Below are 18,033 nucleotides of genomic sequence, written 5' to 3'. Positions count from 1 at the left end.
CAGTCGCAGGGACATGATCACCGTCAAGCGGCCCCGGCGGCACTGGAATCGCCGACAAATGATCAAGAAATCATTCCGTCGAACCCGAACCGGCCGCCCGCCGGGGACCTTTGCCCCGGAAGGCGTACGCTGCGGCGTCATGAGCAACAAACTGTTGAACTCCGATGCGAAAACGGCCGTCGTCACGGGCGCGGGCTCCGGGATCGGCCGTGCGGTGGCTCTTGCCCTGACCGGCGCCGGCTGGTCGGTGGCGCTCGCGGGCCGCCGCCCCGGACCTCTCGCCGAGACCGCGGAACTGGCCGGGGAGAAGGCCAGGGTGATCACCGTCCCGGCCGACGTCTCCCGCCCCGAGGACGTGACCGCGCTGTTCTCCTCCGTACGGGAGTGGATCGGCCGGGTCGACCTGCTGTTCAACAACGCGGGCACGTTCGGCCCTCGCTCCGTCCCGGTCGAGGACCTGTCGTACGACGACTGGCGCACCGTGGTCGAGGTGAACCTGACGGGGGCGTTCCTGTGCGCGCAGGCGGCGTACCGGCAGATGAAGGAGCAGGACCCGCAGGGCGGCCGGATCATCAACAACGGCTCGATCTCCGCCCATGCGCCGCGCCCGCACTCGGTGGCGTACACGGCGACCAAGCACGCCATGACGGGGCTGACGAAGTCGCTGTCGCTGGACGGGCGCCCGTACCGGATCGCCTGCGGCCAGATCGACATCGGCAACGCGGCGACCGAGATGACCGACCGGATGCAGAGGGGCACCCTTCAGGCCAATGGCGAGCTGGCGGTGGAACCGGTGATGGCGGCGGACGACGTGGCCCGGACGGTGCTGCACATGGCGGAGCTGCCGCTGGAGGCGAATGTGCAGTTCGCCACGGTCCTGGCGACGACGATGCCGTACGTGGGCCGCGGCTGACAGCCGAGGCGCTGCCGAACCGTGGGCCGCATCCGACCGCTTCCGGCACCTTCCGGACGGGCGGGTGTGCGCTTCCCCGGCTCCTGCTCCTGCCCCGACTCCTGGACGGAGACGGGCAACGGCATCGGGAACTGCCACTGGGTCGACACCGCGGCCGCGGTTCGGGGTGCCGGCCGCCCCGGCCGGAAATGCCTTGAATCGCAGTGTGGTTGACTCGCGTCATGACTCAGATTTCAGGCACCGAGGTCCTGCGATACACCGCGTTCTCCGCCGATCCCGAGGGCGGCAATCCGGCGGGTGTCGTCCTCGACGCATCCGGCCTCGACGACGCGGCGATGCTCTCCGTCGCGGCCGAGCTCGGCTACAGCGAGTCGGCGTTCCTGACCGGGCCGGGCGAGTCGGGCGGATCGACCGGGCGTGGTTATACGATCCGCTACTTCAGCCCGAAGGCGGAGGTCCCGTTCTGCGGCCACGCAACCGTTGCGACGGCCATCGCCCTCGCCGAGCGCAACGGACCCGGGGATCTGGTCTTCACCACGCAGGCGGGCACGGTCCCGGTCACCGTCACCCAGGAGGGCACCGAGCTCCGCGCCACCCTCACGAGCGTGGAGCCCCACGTCACGGATGTCGCTCCGGACGACCTGGCCGAGGCGCTGGCCGCCCTGGACTGGCCGGCCGCCGACCTGGACCCGGCGCTGCCGCCCCGTATCGCCTATGCGGGCGCCCGCCACCTGGTGCTGGCCGCAGCAAGCCGCGAGCGGCTCGCCGACCTCGACTACGACTTCGCGCGCCTCGAAGCGCTGATGCACCGACTCGACCTGACGACCGTTCAGCTGGTGTGGCGCGAGACGCCGGCCGTCTTCCATGTCCGCGACCCGTTCCCGGTCGGGGGTGTGGTCGAGGACCCGGCGACCGGCGCGGCGGCGGCCGCCTTCGGGGCCTATCTGCGCGAGCGGGCCCTCGTCCCGGACGCCGCCGTCCTCACTCTCCACCAGGGCGAGGACATGGGCCGCCCCGGCACGCTCACGGTCGAACTGCGTGCGGGCGACGCACGGGTGCGGGTGAGCGGGACGGGGACGCGGATCCCGGCGGCGGAGTGACGCAACGGGCGGCTATCGCCCCAGGAACTGCCGGTACCAAGGGGCGTGCCGGGCGAAGGTGGCGGTGAAGCCCGCGCCCGGCTCGCAGCCGACGTCCTGCCAGACGCGTTCGTCGGCGAACCAGTGGTCCACCGCGAGCATGTCGAGATGATGCAGGGCGTACGGGACTTCGGCCAGCCGGGTACGGGCGGCATCGACACCGATTCCCGCATCCGCCCAGGGCAGCCCGAGTTCGCCGATGACCGTAGCCAGCAGTTCCGAACAGGCCACCGGCTCGGGGTGGTTGACGTGATAGACCCCCGCCGGCTGCTCCGGGGAGAGCGCCGCACCGAGCAGCGCTCTGCCCAGCGTCTCGACGTCGATGAGCGAGTGCCGCGCCTCGCACCCGGTCAGTCCTGCCCTCAACTGCCCCAGCAGGGCGACGAGACCGGGCACCGCCCAGCGGTCCCCGACCCCGTGCACGATGTGCGGGCGCACTACGGCACCGCCCGCCGCGAGGACGTGCTGCTCGGCGGCGGCGCGGGTCAGGCTGGTGGCCGAGGCGGGGGCAGGCTCCACCCGGCCCGGCAGCAGCCCCGTGAACGGGCCGCGCCCGTAGACGGATGCAGTGCTCAGGTGGACGATCCGGGCGACGCCGCTGCGGGCGGCCTCTTCGACCAGGGCGCGGGTGCCGTGGTCGTTGACGGTCGTGGCCGTCTCCGTGTCGCCGCCGATCTGCGAGGCGCAGTGGATCACGGCGTCGATCCCGTCGCAACTACCGTGCAGGGAGGCGGGATCGGCGAGATCTCCGTACACGGTCTCGACGCGGGTACCGATGCCGGTCACGACGTCGCGACCGCTGTCGGGCGCGGTCCGGTGCGTCATCAGGCGCAGGCGCGCCCCGGGGACCTGGCGCGCGGCGGCCACGACATGGCTGCCGATGAATCCGGTCGCTCCGGTGATGAGGATGCGCGGCGCCGTCATGACCGTGTGCCCTGTGCCTCTTCGGTGCGGTCCGGGGAGTCGAGCGTGCCGGTGAAGACCGTTTCGCCGTCCTGGGTGGCCCGGACCTCCACCCTGGTCGTCGACCGGGTGTCCGCCGGGACGATCCGGGCCTCGATCCAGCAGGGACGGTCGAGTTCGACGTAACGCAGGAAGGCTGCCTCCAGCGACACAGGCAGGAAGGCGCGCCCGGGGCGGACGGCATTGGCGGCCTGTCGGGCCGCCTCCAGCAACAGAATTCCCGGCACATGGTCGTTGGGCCGGCCGAAGAGGGTCGGGTGTCCGGTGTCGAGCCGCAGCTGCCAGACACCCTGACGCGCAGTCGGTGCCAGCACGACGTCACGCTCCGAGGTCCGCCCCGCCTCGTGCGGCGCCACGGCCGGAAGGAGGGGGACGGGTACACCGTTCACGGCGAGGCGGTCCCCCCGCAGCCGCTCGTACACCTTGGCCGACGTGCAGCTGATCCGGCCGCCGCCGGTTGCGATCCGGCTGCCGCTGCGGTGCAGGAGCAGTTCCAGGTCCATGGAACCGATGCCCCGGCCCCGGCGCCTGATCCGGGAGCAGGAGACGTCGACGGTGATGTCCCAGGGTCCGCCGGGGTGCTCGGGGTGCGCGTCCAGGGCGAGGCGTCCGGGCGAGGAGATGTAGCCCAGCTCCCACATCACGAACTGGTCCCCGACCGGCACGTCGAACTCCGCGTGAGCGAGCAGCATCGTCGTCTGCCGCATGGTCTCCGCGATCAGCAGCGGGTCCTGGTAGCGGCCCGCCACGGGGGCGAAGAAGCGGTGCACGCACGGCCAGCGGGCCGACACCGAAAACTGGGTGTCGGTCTGTCTGGTCCAGCCGGTGGGAAAGACGTCCTCGGGATCGGAACGGTGGACCAACTGCCGTGGAAATTTTTCCTGTCGACCTGAGCGCGGCGTCGAACCCGCGCGTGAGGTGAGCTGAACCATGAAGTTCCCCCCCAGAGGATCCATGTGAGAGGCCTGTCACCCCCGCAGTAAGATACTGACAGCCCGGTTTTCGATTCCAGCCATACCCCTGTGGTGCTGACCACGCCACGACTAGAGAGACACGTAGCTGATGGCACAGCAGGCGCGCGCGATCCAGACTCGACGGTCGATCCTGGTGGCGGCCGCCGCCGTTTTCGACGAGCGCGGCTACAGCAGCGCCACCATCAGCGAGATCCTCGCGCGGGCGGGGGTGACCAAGGGCGCGCTGTACTTCCATTTCAACTCGAAGGAAGAGCTGGCGCTCGGCGTGATGGATCTCCAGCTGGACGTCGTTCCGCTGCCGCCCCAGCTGACGAAGCTCCAGGATCTGGTGGACCAGGGCATGCTGCTCGCCCACCAGCTCCGTCATGAACCCTTGGTGCGGGCCAGCGTCGGACTGGCCATGGACCAGGGGGTCGAGGGCCTCGACCGGGGCACCCCGTTCCGGGCCTGGATAGATCGGCTCGAACAGCTGCTCAGCGCGGCGAAGAACCAGGGCGAGCTCCTGCCGCACGTCCAGCCGGGCGAGACCGCAGAACTGCTGGCGGGCGCCTTCTCCGGCGTTCAGGTGATGTCCCAGGTCCTGTGCAACCGCGAGGACTTGGGGCGCCGGATCTCCGTACTCCTGCACTACATCCTGCCGAGCATTTCGACGCCCGCCGTGCTGGCCACCCTCGACATGGCCGAAGACCGCGGCGAACGGCTGCTCGCCTCTCTCGAAACCGTACCGAGCCAGGCCGCCGCCACCGGCTGACCATCCGGAACTGGCCCGTCCGGTCCGGGACGTACCGGACGGTCTTCGATGACGGCCGGCAGCAGCACCTGTGGAACGTCTCCCCGGCACCGGCCTCGACAGGGCCGATCGGGCGTAATCCATGGCAACGGTCCGATGATTCGGGGCAGCGGCGGAAGTCTTGGATCCGACCGCACGAATCGAGAAGGTGGACCGATGGCGACCGACCTGCACGACATCCTGGATGCACACGTCAGCAAGGGGACGGGGCCGACGCCGCCCGCGCTGATACGGGACTTCCGGCGGTACGCGGCGGACGCCTGAGGCCGCCGGCCGCGGCCGTCGTCGGCCGGACCGGGCGCCGCCGTATCGCCACCCACGAGTGCCCGACGCCACGCCCGGCTCCCGACGGCCCGACGTCACATACCGAACACCGGTCAACCTGCCGTGACAGGGCGGCATCCGGAACCTGAACAGCGAGCGACTACGATCACGGGCACCGCAGCGAGCCCAGGAGTGCTGACCTTGTCCGAACCGCGCATCGGCGTATCCATCGTGACCATGGGCGACCGCCCGCAGCAGGTCGAAGCCCTGTTGGCCTCGATCGCCATACAGGACGTCCTGCCCACCCGTCTCGTCATCGTGGGCAACGGCACCTCGCTGCCGGACTTCACCGCCGTCCCCGGCCTGTCCGACCTGGCCGGCGGTGTGACCACGATCGAGCTCGACGAGAACCTCGGCTGCCCCGGCGGCCGTAACGTCGCCATCCGCCGACTCGCGGAACTCGGTGACGTGGACGTCGTCGTCGAGCTGGACGACGACGGACTCCTCGTCGACAAAGGTGTGCTGCGCAAGGTCCAGGAGATGTACGCCGCCGACCCGAAGCTCGGCATCGTCGGCTTCCGCATCGCCGACGAGCACGGCGAGACGCAGCGCCGCCATGTCCCCCGGCTGCGCGCCACCGACCCGATGCGCCGCGGCCCGGTCACGGCGTTCCTCGGCGGCGGCCACGCCCTCTCCATGAAGATGCTTGCCGAAACCGGCCCGTGGCCCGCGGAGTTCTTCTTCACGCACGAGGAGACGGACCTGTCCTGGCGGGCGCTCGATGCGGGCTGGAAGATCCTGTACGAACCCGACCTGCTGCTCCAGCACCCCAAGACATCCCCGGCCAGACACTCGGTCTACTACCGGATGACGGCCCGCAACCGGGTCTGGCTGGCCCGCCGTAACCTGCCTCTCCCACTGGTCCCGGCCTACCTGGGCACCTGGACCCTCCTCACGGTGGCCCGCACCCGTTCCGCCACGGGTCTGCGCGCCTGGGCCGGCGGCTTCGCCGAGGGGGTCCGCACCCCGTGCGGCCGACGGCAGCCGATGCGGTGGCGTACGGTGTGGCGCATGACGATGCTGGGGCGGCCGCCGGTCATCTGAGGGGCGCCGCAGGCCGACCCCCACCCCGTGGGGCGGAGCCTTCCGGCACATGCCGGCGCGTGCGCCGGACCGACTACGAGTCGCTCGTCGGACTCCCCACGCCGGTGGCGGACTCGCGACCACCGGGCGCTCTCATCCGAATCCCTGCCAGGAGGCCGTGGGCGCGGATGAAACCTGCCACTGGTCGAGGATGCCGTCCCAGTCGTGCATCGGTGCGGAGCCGAAAGTGGTGGATGAAGACTGCTGGTCCCATACCGCCTCCTGGTGCGGCGGGCGGGGCTGGCTGGGGTAGTACCACTGCCGGGGCTGGGGCATCGCGGGCGCCTCGGTGCCGTCGACGCGCCGATGGCGGCCGGAACGGTCCAGCGGCGGCGAGGTATGCGTGAGGCGGCCCTGTGCCTCCAGATACCGGGTGCGTGCGACGAGGCGGGGGAGATCGAGACCGAGCTCGCTCGCCAGCACGGCGAGGTCGGTCCCGGTGCTCCACGCTCCGACCAGGACCGCGTCGACGGCCGTCGACGACGCCGTCACGTGGACCGGTTCGTCAGTGACCGGCGTGTGAGGGAGGCTCGGAGCGGCCGGAGTCTCGTGGGACACCTGCCTCTCCTCCGGTTCCGGGTACGGAGGGCATCCGTCCGCGTCTTCGGCAGGGGGCTTGTACGCATCGGCAGCGTGATGATCCAGGAGCGCCTTGGCGATGGCCCGGGCGTCCTCCTTTCCCACGGTGCGGCGGGCCAGGCGTACTTCGCGTTCATGGAGCCCGAGGAGTTCGGCGACGGTCCCGTCGCTTCCCAGCGTCACCGCGAACGCGGCCAGCGTCCGCATGCGGTCCGCATTTCGTTCGTCAAGGTCCCCCTGCGCACGGCGTACATCCTCGTCATTCCCGAAATAGGCCCGCGCCAGTACGGCATGGCGCTCCCACATCTCCCTCGGTTCCATGCCTGGAGCAACGTCTCTGTTACGGATTTGAAGCGATATTCGATCTAAAGGCATCAAGAAAGGTGAAACGCCATCTAATCATTCTGTGTCGCACTCTAGTTACTCATATGGGTGCTGATCGTTACCACCGTCATGAACGCACCCACATCCGCCACCGTTACCGCTACCGGCAGAGGCACAGCGACATCCATTCCGCACCCCTCGCAGCCCCCCCGCGCATCCCATGCCCGGCCGCGTCCGCGGCCCCAGCTGGATGCGCCGCACGGAGCACGCACATCACGGGGGCAGCTTGCCGGCGCGTTCGTGGCGGGTCAGACGTACACCGAGGCGGCGAGCGAGACACCGCTGTACGCCGAACTGGTCGCAAGCTGGACCGCAAGCGCCGCTACGGTGCCCGGCATCCCCGACTCCGAATGGCAACGCCTGACCTCCTACCAGTCCTTTCTCCGTGAGGTCGAGTCGGTCCTCAGGGACCTCCGCCCCCACCGCGCCCCCGACATGCTGCGCAGATGAAGTGTGATGCGGCCAGATGCCCGTCGCTCCCGCCGCCGCGAAACGGAAGCGGCAACGGGAGCGACGGAGCAGGTGGCGCAAGGGGTGACGGGCAGGGTCAGGGGGCGGTGCCCCAGGTGAGGGTGGAGCCCACGTAGACGCCGATCTTCGACGCGTCGGCGTAGGCCGTGTTGGTGGTACGGCTGTAGTCGTCGGCCTCGTTGAAGTTCGACCAGTCGCTCTTGTTCAGGCGCAGCTGGATCTCCCCGGTGGAGGCTCCCGCAGCCAGGGTGCCGCTACCGAAGCCGACCTCCAGGTAGTGGCTGGCCCCGGCGGCCGAACTGCCGGAGGCCGTCACGCCGGTGGTCACACTGCCGCAGCCCAGCACCGCGTAGTCGCAAGCGGTGCCGAAGGTGCTCGCGCCGGCCTCGGGGGTGAACCAGTAGCGCACCTTCACCGTGGACAGGTTCACCGCGGTGCTCCCGGTGTTGACCAGTTGCAGGCCCATCCGGATCTGGTTGTCGGTGGCCGAGGAGTCGTTGTTCTTGTACTGGACCTTGAGGGTGCCGGTGCCGGTTCCGCCGCCCGCGGAGGTGGTCGCCGAGACGGCGGCGGAGGCCGCCGAGACGTTCCCGGCCGCGTCCCGGGCCTTGACCGTGTAGCTGTACGCCGTCGAGGCGGTGAGCCCCGTGTCGGTGAACGAGGTCGTGGCCGAGGAGCCCACCTGCACCCCTGCGCGGTACACGTCGTAGGCGGTCACACCGGTGTTGTCGGTCGAGGCCGACCAGGACAGCGAGACGCTGCCGCTCGTCTTCCCCGTGACCGTCAGGCCGGTCGGCGCGGACGGCGCCTGGGTGTCGTCGTCACCGCCGCCGCCGTCGAGGGGCGGGTACGCGTTGCGCACCAGCTCCTGGAACTGGGCGGAGAACCAGTGGCCCGCCAGCGGCGAGTTGGCAAGTGCACCGGTCGGGCTGTTGCCGTTGCGCCCGTTGCCCCCGTACGTCGGGTCGCACATCTGATCGAAGCCCTTGCCCTCGTCGTTCTCGATGGGCTGGCTGTTGCCGTCCGACTCGCCCGGAGGCTTGGCCCAGACGTATGCGTCGATCCCGGCTTCCGGGGCACTCGTGGGCCGCTCACCGATGCCGGCGCCCGACTGGTTGCACCAGTTCCCCGGGTGGATACGGCGGTCGATCCGGCCGCCGTTGACATAGTCGTCGACGTTCGTCAGCGGACCGGCGGCGGTGGGCCGGGCGGAGCCGCCCCAACCGTTGCGGGCCGTGTCGATGAGCATGCCGATGTTCGAGGCGAAGCCCTGGTTGACCAGTTCCGTGCGCAGGGCCTGTGCGAAGGAGAGCTCGTCGACGTAGAAGTTCCAGTCCACCCACTTGGACTGACGAACCGTCGTACCGTTCACCGAGTCGGTGACCTTGAAGTACGGCTCCTTCAGGGCCGAGTAGTTGGCCGTGTTGACGATGAAGCCCTGGACGTCCGCGACCGTGGCGCCCTCGGTTGTCGCGGCCTTCTTGAACTCCTGGGCCGCCGGGACGAAGTTGGTGTCCCAGCCCAGCCAGCCGTGGTGACCGGCGTCGACGTAGTTGTAGACATTGGGAATGGCACCCAGGGTGTGGAGCGCGTAGCCGACGCCCTTCTCGTAGTTGCCGTTCGCCTTCATGGTCGCGCACTGGGTGGTGGATCCGGCGGTGCCGCCCGCGTTGGTGACGAGGTTGGGCAGCGAGTCCGGCTCGATGATCGTGACGATGCGCAGGTTCGCGTACGCGGGGTCGTCGAGGATGTCGGCGATGGGGTTGATGTACTCGGTCTTGTACCGGTCGAGTTCGGTGGGACCGAGCTCACCGTTGGAGGCCAGTGCGGCGCAGTCGCGTCCCGGCAGGTCGTAGATGACGACCTGGAAGAGGTTCGCGCCCTGGTCGAGCGCCTCGTCGAGGTGCTCGCGCAGGCTCATCGCGTCGCCGGCGCCCTCGATGGCCGCGATGCGGTCCATCCAGACGAACGAGGGTTCGTCGGCGATGACGCTGCCGCCCGGCTCCGCGGCGGCCTTTGCGGACCACTGCGGGTTCACGTACGCCTTGGCACCGGCGTACGGGTTGTCGACGCGGGCCGCGGCGGAGGCCGGGGTGGGGACGGCCACGGCCAGGGCCGCTCCGATCGCCAGCGCGGAGAGCGCGGCGAACTTCCTGCGTATCCCGTGCAGCGTGGAACTTCGTGATCTCATTGCGGCTCCGTATTCCTTTCGTACGTACGCCTCCGGGCACTCCCCGAGGGCGAGTTCAGGGGTTGTTCTGGGGTTCCGCGGTGCTTGCGGCTCGGTGCCCCCTTCTCGTCCGGGGGCTCGGGAGGACGTTCCTGGGCGGGTACGTGGTCGGGGCAGTGCCCCGATGGCGGGAGGAGCGGGGTGGGCATCCCACCATCGGGAGTGCGTGGTTGTGCTGTGCCTGACCGGTGGGAACTCAGGGGGCGGTGCCCCAGACGAGCGTTCCGTCGACGTACACGGCCACCTTCGCGGCATCGGCATAGGCGGTGTCGGTCGCCCTGCTGTAGTCGTCGGCCTCGTTGAAGTTCGACCAGTCGGTCTTGTTGAGTCGCAGCTGGATCTCACCGGTCGAGGCACCCGCGGCCAGGCTGCCCGCGCCGCCGGTGAAGCCGACCTCCAGGTAGTGGTCGGCCCCCTGTCCGGCGCCGGCGGAGGACACCACGCGATGCGTGACACTGCCGCAGCCGATCGCGGCCCAGTCACAGTTGGTGCTGTACGTGGTGGCGCCGGACTCGCCGCTGAACCAGTAGCGGACGGTGACATCCGACAGGTCCACAGGTTGCGTGCCGGTGTTCACCAGCCGCAGGCCGGGCCTGATCTGGTTGTCGCCCGGGGACGAGTCGTTGTTCTTGTACTGCGCCTTCAGCGTGCCGCTCCCGGTGCCGCCGCCCTGCCCGGTCGTCGCCGTGACCGCGGCGGAGGCCGCCGAAGTGTTCCCGGCGGCGTCCCGGGCCCTGACCGTGTAGCTGTACGCCGTCGAGGCGGTGAGCCCGGTGTCGGTGAACGACGTGGTGGCCGTGGTCCCGGCCTTCACGCCGTCCCGGTAGACGTCGTACGCCGTGACGCCGGTGTCATCCGTCGACGGTGTCCAGGACAGGGCGGCCGTACTGCTGGTCGTCCCGGTGACCCGGAGGTTCGCCGGCGCCGACGGGGCGACTGTGTCGCCCCCGCCGCCGCTGTCCGCGCTCGCCGTGAAGGAGAAGCTCTTGGTGCCGAGTCCCTGGCCGCCCTGCCAGATCTCGAACCCGGCCTCGGCGTCGATCAGATAGTGCGCGGGATTGATCTGGCCGCGTGTGACGGCGTCGTCGATCAGGCTCTTCACATCGAGATCGGCGAACTCGGTGGCGCCCTGCTGCAGTACGTACGAGATGACCTTCCAGCCGGAGGCGCCGGGCCCCGTCCAGACGTCCCACGCCTTGCCGTCGAGCTGCACCGTGCCGGTGCGGGAACCGATCGGCTGGGCTCCGCCGCGGTGGTTCATCCAGATCATCACCTCGGTCCCGTCCGGCTGGTCGTCGGTGACAGGAGTCGAGTTGAACCAGAGGTCCATCGAGACGTTGTACGCACCCGAGTCGACCTGGGTCGTGGACCAGGAGGTGCGGGTGCCGGCGAGTTCGTCGACGCGCAACGGCAGTCCGCTGTCCGTCGTGCACGCACCCCAGTGGCAGCCCTTGTAGCTGGACGGGTACGTGGCCGGGGCGCCGTTGGTCGGGAGGGCGAAGGACGACTCCGTGACGCTCCAGGCCCCGGTCTCCGGGTCGACGCTCACACACTGCCGGGCCGTGGAGTTCCACTCGTTCTGCTGGTAGATGTACTCGCCGCCCCGGAGCTCGGTGGTCCCCCAGGCGGTGCAGTCGGTCACCGGCACGGCCGCGGCCGGAGCGGCGCCGGTGAGCATGGATGCGGCGGCGAGCAGCAGCGCCGCCGCGGTGGCGGCGAGGGGCGGGAACCAGCGGCTGCGGTGGCGGGCGGCCGTGTTCGTGAGGAGTCCGCTCACGGCTCCACTCCCCAGGCGAGAGCCGAGCCCACATAGGCGGCGAGGCGGGGGGCGTCGGTGTAGGAGGTGTTGGTGGCGCGGCTGTAGTCGTCGGCCTCGTTGAAGTTCGACCAGTCGGTCTTGTTCAGTCGCAACTGGACCTCGCCGGTCGAGGCGCCGGCGGCCAGGCTGCCCGCGCCGCCGGTGAAGCCGACCTCCAGGTAGTGGTCGGCCCCGGTCTTCGGGCTGCTGACCGTCACCACCGTGTGGTTGATGTTCGACGATCCGAGCGCGGCGTAGTCGCAGTACGTGGAGAAGGTGCTCGCACCGGCCTCGGAACTGAACCAGTACCGGACCTTGACCGTGGACAGATCGACCGGGGCGCTGCCCGTGTTGACGATCTGCACTCCGAGCCGGATCTGGTTGTCGGTGGCCGACGAGTCGGTGTTCTTGTACTGGACCTTCACCGAGCCCGTTCCGCCACCGCCCGATTTCGTGGTGGCGGAAACGGTCGTGGAGAGCGCCGAGGTGTTGCCGCCGGCGTCCCGCGCCGCCACCGCGTAGCTGTACGCGGTCGCTGCGGCGAGGCCCTGGTCCGTGAACGTTCGCGTCGTCGCGCTGCCGGCGAGTACGCCGTTGCGGTACACGTCGTAGCCGGTGACGGCGACGTTGTCGGTCGAGGCGGACCACGACAGCGACACGCTGTTGTTCGTCGTCGCGGTGACCGTCAGCCCGGCCGGTGCCGTCGGTGGTTCGGTGTCACCGCCACCGTCCCCCTCCACCAGCAGTTCGGCGTAGATCGAGAAGGCGAGCGCGAGCGCCGCCTGGGCCCAGAACCGGTGGTAGGTGAAGGTGGGTGCCGGACCGCCGTCCAGGTAGGCCTGGACCTTCGGCCAGTCCGGGTCGTCCCGGTACCAGGACCGCATGCCGATGAAGGTGACGCCCGGCTCGACCGTGTCGCCGCCCGGCATCTCGCCGGACCACCCGTCGGGTACGAACACCTCGTCGTCGAACCGGTTGTAGTCGGCCCTGGTCTCCGGTACCGCGATGCCCTTGTCGTCGGCGTTCAGTGCCATCGCGTCGAGCAGGGCCTTGGCCAGGGCCCCGGCATCCGCGTCGCCCGATTTGGCGGCGTAGTAGGTCAGTGTCTTGACGTAGGCGGCGCCCACCCCGACGTCGTTGGAGTAGTCCACGACCGAGACGTGCAGCCCCGCGTTGTTCCCGGGGGACGTCGGGTTCCAGGTGTCCGGCTTGCCCGTCCAGTTGAGGGTGGAGGGGAAGCGGTAGCTGCCGTCCGCGCCGACGGTGGTCTTCCCGGAGGCCCAGGCGACCCATTTGGACAGGACGGCCTTGGCGGTCGCGTTGCCGGTGACGTAGTAGTACGCGGCGACGCGCTCCATGCCCCACACCTGGAAGCCGAACCAGTTGTTGCTCGGCGGGTCGTGGTAGACCGGCTGCCAGTCGTAAGCCATGCCGTAGAACGTCGGCGTGCCGGTCGGCGGGGTTCCGTACTTCCCGTCCCAGCTGTTGGTGCAGCCCCCGGCGAAGGCGCCTTCGGCGGACTGCAGCCACTGCAGGAACTCCAGCTGCCTGGTCAGACTCTTCGCCCAGTCGGTGCGCGCCGTCGCCGACTTGGGGGTCAGCGCCGGGACATTGGACAGAGCCCATGCGGCGAGCGGGTTCTGGTAGCCCTGGTGGGAGGCGCCGTCGCCGATGCGCCAGGCCCACCCGCCGCCGCTCCCCGCGGCCGCGCCGCCCCAGGCGTAGTACCACGACAGCAGATAGTGCTGGGAGTCACGGCCGGACGCGGCCGGGCAGGAGTTGGGATCCGTGCAACTGCCGATCCGTTTGAAGTACTTGTCGAACATGGCGTAGCGGAGGTAGTCCCCCATCTTGGCGGCCTTGGCCACCGACGCCGCGATCTCGCCCTCCTTGCCCTGGGCGGCGGCCCAGCGGTACGCCCAGTAGGCGGCCTGTACCGCACGGGCGTCGGCGTCCGGGGCATTGGTGTACTTCCACTGCTTGGCATAGCTCGCGTCGTCGACGAACAGATCGAGAAAGCCGTTCGGACCGCCGTAGTTGAAGAGATCGGTGGTCGGCTGCGGGATGGTCTCCCACACCGACTCCTGCGCCCCGCGCTGATAGGTGTTGATGAACGACGGTCCGGGTCCCGGTCCCGACTCGCCGCCGGTGCCCGGCTTGTTGCCGTAGCCGTAGGTGTTGTCCAGGTCCATCAGCCAGTGCATGCCGTAGACGTCCATCGTGCCGTAGGACGAGGCAAGTTCCGTGGCGATGGGGTCCGAGCCGACCGGGACCGAACTGTTCAGGGCGGACGGGTAGTTGTCGGGCAGCGGCCATTCGGGCGCATAGGTCGCCGGGGAGCTCGGATTGTACGCGTCGGCGGTGGACTGATCGGCGTGCTGCGGGATGATGGTGCGCTCCGCGATCGCCCAGGCTTCGTTGAAGGGGGTCCAGTCCCCTGTCACCCGGCCGTACGCGGCCTCCAGCCACATCCAGAAACTGACGGCCTCGGAGGTCGTCTCGTGACCGTGGTCCGGCGCTTCGACCATCAGCGTCTCTGCCGAGTGGTACGGAAGACCGTCCGGGCTGAAGTAGCCGTTGCCGGCCGCCTTGATCTTGCCGTACTGCGTGAGGAACGCCTGGGTGTACGGGTCGTCGGCCGCCGCGGCACGGGCGCCTTCGCCCGTCGGAGTGGCGGGCTCGGCCACGGCGGTGCCCTGGGTCAGGCCCATCGCGATCAGGCTGCCGCCCAAGGCAGTACTGAATGTTCTACGTGATATCGACACAAATCCTCCGTTGGCGAGTGTCGTAGGGGGAAGGAGGGGGAGGGAGGGCCGTGCAGGTGGTGCGGACTGTCAGGGCTCGATGCCCCAGGCGAGTTCGCCGCCGATGTAGACCGCGACCTTCGGGGCGTCCGCGTAGGAGGTCCCGGTGGTGCGGCTGTAGTCGTCGGTCTCGTCGAAGTTCGACCAGTCGGTCTTGCTCAGCCGCAGCTGGATCTCACCGGTGGAGGCTCCCGCCGCCAGGCTGCCGCTGCCGAAGCCGACCTCCAGGTAGCGGTCGGCGCCGGCCTTCGGGGAACTCACGGCGGCCACCCGGTGGGTGATGGTGGAGCAGCCGAGTGGGGACCAGTCGCACCACGTGCCGTACGAGGATGCCCCGTTGTCGCCGGTGAACCAGTAGCGCACCTTCACCGTGGACAGATCGACAGCAGCGCCGCCGGTGTTCACCAGTTGGAGGGCGGGCTTGATCTGGTTGTCTCCGGGGGCCGGGTCACTGTTGCGGTACTGGGCCTCGAGCGCGCCGGGTTCACCGCCGCCGCCTTCGTCGCCGCCCAGTGCGGTGCGCACGGCAGCGTACGAGGCCTTCGGCCGGAGGTTCTCGTCGTAGAGGTTGGCCGCACCCTGCCCGGGGAACGCGTCGGGGACCCAGGAGTACTTGTCCGTGTAGTCCCAGACGGTGATGCCGACGCACCGCACCACCGCGAGGCAGGCCTCGACGACGTTCCGGTAATAGGCGGCCTGCGTGGCGAGCTTGGCCGCGTCGGCGGGCAGCTGCATACGTACGTCGAGTTCGGTGACGGCGACATCGAGCCCGAGGTCGGCGAAGCGCTGCAGGTTCTGCTGCATGCCGCCCGGGAATCCGTACTGGACGGCGAGATGCCCCTGGAACCCGACTCCGTCGATCGGCACGCCCTCGGCGACCAGGTCGCTCACCAGGTCGTACATGGCATTGCTCTTCGCGCCCAGGCCCTCGGTGTTGTAGTCGTTGATGTAGAGCTTGGCGTCCGGGTCCGCGGCGTGGGCGGCGCGCAGGGCGGTGGCGATGTAGTCGCTGCCCATGGCGTTGTAGAAGGGGCTCGTGCGGAAGGTCCCGTCGTCGTTGAACGGCTCGTTCACGACGTCCCAGGCGGCGACCTCACCGCGGTAGTGGCCGGCGACTTCGGCGATGTGGTTCGTCATGGCCGCTTCCACCTGCGCCGACGGCAGGGCGGCGACCCAGCCGGGCAGCTGGCTGTGCCAGACGAGCGTGTGGCCACGCACGGCCTGCCCGTGATCCCGCGCGAAGTCGGTGATCACATCGCCCTTGGTGAAGCCGAACTGCCCCTGCTGCGGCTCCGTGGTGTCCCACTTCATGGAGTTGCCGGGAGTGATCTGACCGAATTCGGAACCCAGGGTGGCGGCGTAGGCGGCGTCGGGCAGTTCGGGGTTGTCGGTGGCGGAGCCGAAGTACTTCCCGTGGGCGGCGGCCAGGTCGTGGAGGGTGCTCTGCTCGGCCGCCGCGGCCGGCACTCCCGCCAGGGATGCGGCGACTGCACATGCGGTGAACAACAGGACCGGCAGCCCGCCGGGGCAGCCGTGCGTGGGGCGCTTTACCAGACTCATGACATTCGCTTTCCTCGGCCGAGAACAGCCGGGGACATGGGTGCGCGGCAGCGCCCATGCCTCCGGTTCACGTCTCGAAGGTGTGGGGAGCGGAGGGTAAGGAAGCGTGCAAGTCTTGATGGTGGGAGCGCTCCCAAAGTGGCGTGGTGATGGGCACCTGTCAAGTGTTGAATCACAACTGCCTTACGTGCTCGTTAACTTGCACGCACACCGCCGGTCCCTTCGCGGCACACAACAGCAGGTCCGGGCCGGGGTCGCGATCCGGAATCACATGCGGACCCACCGCGCGCCCGGCGACTGCCGCCTGCACCGCATTCCGACCGGACGATCCCCCTCTCCGGTGACCACCCGCCCGGCCCCATGCACCCCGCCCCGGAACGCCACTACCGGAACATCTCCCTCCGGAGGTCGCCACCCGGCCCGGGACCGTGGCAACCCGCTGGCCGAAAATCGCCCGCCGAAGGCCACTGCGCACGACATCCGCACATCGACCGGAATGCGCCACCGGGCCGGACGCGGTCGAGCCCGATCTTCGCCTGACTGCTGCGCACGGGCCCGCAACGGTGCCCCATGCACGGAAGTTCGCGTGGAAGAATCCCGCCGGCGGGCAGCTCTCGATCAGGCTCCGGCGTACAGGTCAGGGTGCACAGCCGGGTACTTCGCGGGCATCCTCGGTGCCGGGTCCACGACATGGGGAATGAGACGGTCACGGCATGAGAATCACGGCGCGAGGGCTCAACCGCTCCACGCTTGCCCGGCAATTGCTGTTGGAGCGGGAGACGCTCGGCGTGGGGGATGCGATACGACGCGTGGTCGCACTGCAGGCGCAGCAGGCGGCGTCGCCCTACCTCGCGCTGTGGAACCGGCTCACCGGCTTCGACGCGGCCGACCTCGACACTGCCTTCGCCGGCCATGAGGTCGTCAAGGCGACTCTCATGCGGATCACGTTGCACGCGGTCCACATCGACGATTTCCGGGCCTTTCACGAGGCCGTGCAGCCGTCGCTGCGTGCCGCCAGACTGGGTGACCGCTTCACGGTGTCCGGGCTGACCGCCGAGGACGCCGACGCACTGGTTCCGGAGCTGCTGGCGTTCGCCGACCGGCCCCGCACGGCTGCGGACTGCGTGGCTTGGCTCACGCAGCGGCTGGGCGCGCAGCCGCAGCCCGGAGCGTGGTGGGGGCTGCGGCAGTACACGCCACTGCTGCACGCACCCACCACACCACCGTGGTCGTTCGGCCCCCGTCCGTCGTACGTCGCGCCCCCGACCCGGCCTGCCCGGGCAGACCCGGAGGTGTCCGCCGCGTCCCTGCAGACGCTGGTCCTGCGTTATCTCGAGGGGTTCGGTCCGGCATCGGTGGCGGACGTGGCCCAGTTCGCGCTGGTCCAGCGAGCCAGAGCCAGGGCGGCACTGCATGCTCTCGCCGGTGACGGTGACATCGAGCGGCTGGAAGGGCCGAACGGCGTGGAGCTGTTCGATACCCCGGGCGGGTCGCGTCCGGACGAGGACACACCGGCACCGTCCCGGCTGATGGCCATGTGGGACAGCATCCTGCTGGCCTACTCCGACCGCAGCCGCGTCATCCCACCGGACTACCGCACGCTCGTCACCCGCAGGAACGGCGACGTGCTGCCGACCCTGCTGGTCGACGGGTACGTCGCCGGCATATGGCGTCCGGCCGAGGGCGGGATCGAGGCGACCGCCTTCCACCACCTGCCGGACGACGTCTGGGAGCAACTCGCCGCCGAGGCGCGGTCACTGACGGCCTTCCTCGCCGACCGCGAACCGGAGGTCTATCGCCGTTACGACCACTGGTGGAGCAAGCTGCCGAGCGCCGAGGCCCGACTGCTCCCCGGAGATTGAGGCGGCGCCCCGGACATGCGCCGGGATCACCCGGCGCGGGACCATCGGTCCGTCCATGTCCCCCACGGTCCGCGGCGGACATGGACGGACCGGGCGGAGGTGACCCACACCCGATGAGGGGGATGCAGTGGCGTGCTGTCGGCCGTCGCGATCCGTCCC

At 69.7% G+C, this 18,033-nt stretch carries 12 protein-coding genes and 2 pseudogenes; 6 read left to right on the top strand and 8 right to left on the bottom strand.

The genetic code is table 11. From position 1 onward, the window contains the following. Nucleotides 1–139: 139 nt before the first annotated feature. Both OHA88_RS31670 and OHA88_RS31665 read left to right on the top strand, forming a co-directional pair. Complete coding sequence (locus tag OHA88_RS31670; RefSeq protein ID WP_326603357.1) at nt 140–913, top strand: SDR family oxidoreductase; 774 nt, start codon at nt 140–142, stop codon at nt 911–913. 221 nt (nt 914–1,134) lie between these two features. After that, nucleotides 1,135–2,013, top strand: coding sequence for a PhzF family phenazine biosynthesis protein (locus tag OHA88_RS31665; protein WP_328628017.1), 879 nt, complete (start codon nt 1,135–1,137; stop codon nt 2,011–2,013). A 12-nt stretch (nt 2,014–2,025) separates the two neighbouring features. On the opposite strand, the gene OHA88_RS31660 is transcribed toward OHA88_RS31665, so the two are convergent. Beyond that, a complete protein-coding gene (locus tag OHA88_RS31660; protein WP_328628016.1) occupies nt 2,026–2,976 on the bottom strand; it encodes an NAD-dependent epimerase/dehydratase family protein in 951 nt (316 codons plus the stop codon). After that, nucleotides 2,973–3,947, bottom strand: coding sequence for a ScbA/BarX family gamma-butyrolactone biosynthesis protein (locus OHA88_RS31655; protein ID WP_328628015.1), 975 nt, complete (start codon nt 3,945–3,947; stop codon nt 2,973–2,975). Before OHA88_RS31655 ends, OHA88_RS31660 begins: the two co-directional genes overlap by 4 nt. A gap of 130 nt (nt 3,948–4,077) precedes the next feature. Between OHA88_RS31655 and OHA88_RS31650 the strand changes: the two genes are divergently transcribed. Continuing rightward, a complete protein-coding gene (locus tag OHA88_RS31650) occupies nt 4,078–4,740 on the top strand; it encodes a ScbR family autoregulator-binding transcription factor (protein ID WP_328628014.1) in 663 nt (220 codons plus the stop codon). Nucleotides 4,741–5,244: 504 nt separating this feature from the next. Beyond that, a complete protein-coding gene (locus OHA88_RS31645; RefSeq protein WP_328628013.1) occupies nt 5,245–6,147 on the top strand; it encodes a glycosyltransferase family 2 protein in 903 nt (300 codons plus the stop codon). A 132-nt stretch (nt 6,148–6,279) separates the two neighbouring features. Here OHA88_RS31645 and OHA88_RS31640 read toward each other — a convergent pair whose 3' ends face one another. Further along, a complete protein-coding gene (locus tag OHA88_RS31640; RefSeq protein WP_328628012.1) occupies nt 6,280–7,086 on the bottom strand; it encodes a hypothetical protein in 807 nt (268 codons plus the stop codon). A gap of 303 nt (nt 7,087–7,389) precedes the next feature. On the opposite strand from OHA88_RS31640, the gene OHA88_RS31635 reads away from it, so the two are divergent. Then, the gene (locus OHA88_RS31635; RefSeq protein ID WP_267005442.1) at nt 7,390–7,599 is read left to right on the top strand and encodes a hypothetical protein; all 210 of its coding nucleotides are present in this window, start codon (nt 7,390–7,392) and stop codon (nt 7,597–7,599) included. Between the two features lie 97 nt (nt 7,600–7,696). Here the strand turns inward: OHA88_RS31635 and OHA88_RS31630 are convergent, their stop codons facing one another. From OHA88_RS31630 to OHA88_RS31610, 5 genes and pseudogenes are all read right to left on the bottom strand, one after another. After that, the gene (locus OHA88_RS31630) at nt 7,697–9,811 is read right to left on the bottom strand and encodes a glycoside hydrolase family 6 protein (RefSeq protein WP_328628011.1); all 2,115 of its coding nucleotides are present in this window, start codon (nt 9,809–9,811) and stop codon (nt 7,697–7,699) included. A gap of 235 nt (nt 9,812–10,046) precedes the next feature. Next, nucleotides 10,047–10,808: pseudogene (locus tag OHA88_RS31625) on the bottom strand (cellulose binding domain-containing protein); the annotation flags it as partial. Between the two features lie 27 nt (nt 10,809–10,835). Further along, nucleotides 10,836–11,528, bottom strand: a pseudogene (locus OHA88_RS31620) (GH12 family glycosyl hydrolase domain-containing protein); the annotation flags it as partial. A 95-nt stretch (nt 11,529–11,623) separates the two neighbouring features. After that, on the bottom strand, nt 11,624–14,368 hold the full coding sequence (locus OHA88_RS31615; protein WP_328629839.1) for a glycoside hydrolase family 48 protein: 2,745 nt from the start codon (nt 14,366–14,368) through the stop codon (nt 11,624–11,626). A 114-nt stretch (nt 14,369–14,482) separates the two neighbouring features. Next, complete coding sequence (locus OHA88_RS31610) at nt 14,483–16,012, bottom strand: endo-1,4-beta-xylanase (protein WP_328628010.1); 1,530 nt, start codon at nt 16,010–16,012, stop codon at nt 14,483–14,485. Between the two features lie 713 nt (nt 16,013–16,725). Between OHA88_RS31610 and OHA88_RS31605 the strand changes: the two genes are divergently transcribed. Beyond that, a complete protein-coding gene (locus OHA88_RS31605) occupies nt 16,726–17,874 on the top strand; it encodes a winged helix DNA-binding domain-containing protein (RefSeq protein ID WP_328628009.1) in 1,149 nt (382 codons plus the stop codon). Nucleotides 17,875–18,033: the final 159 nt, after the last annotated feature.

The sequence above is a fragment of the Streptomyces sp. NBC_00353 genome, assembly GCF_036108815.1.
GTDB lineage: Bacteria > Actinomycetota > Actinomycetes > Streptomycetales > Streptomycetaceae > Streptomyces.
This window is presented reverse-complemented; position numbering and strand designations above follow the sequence as displayed.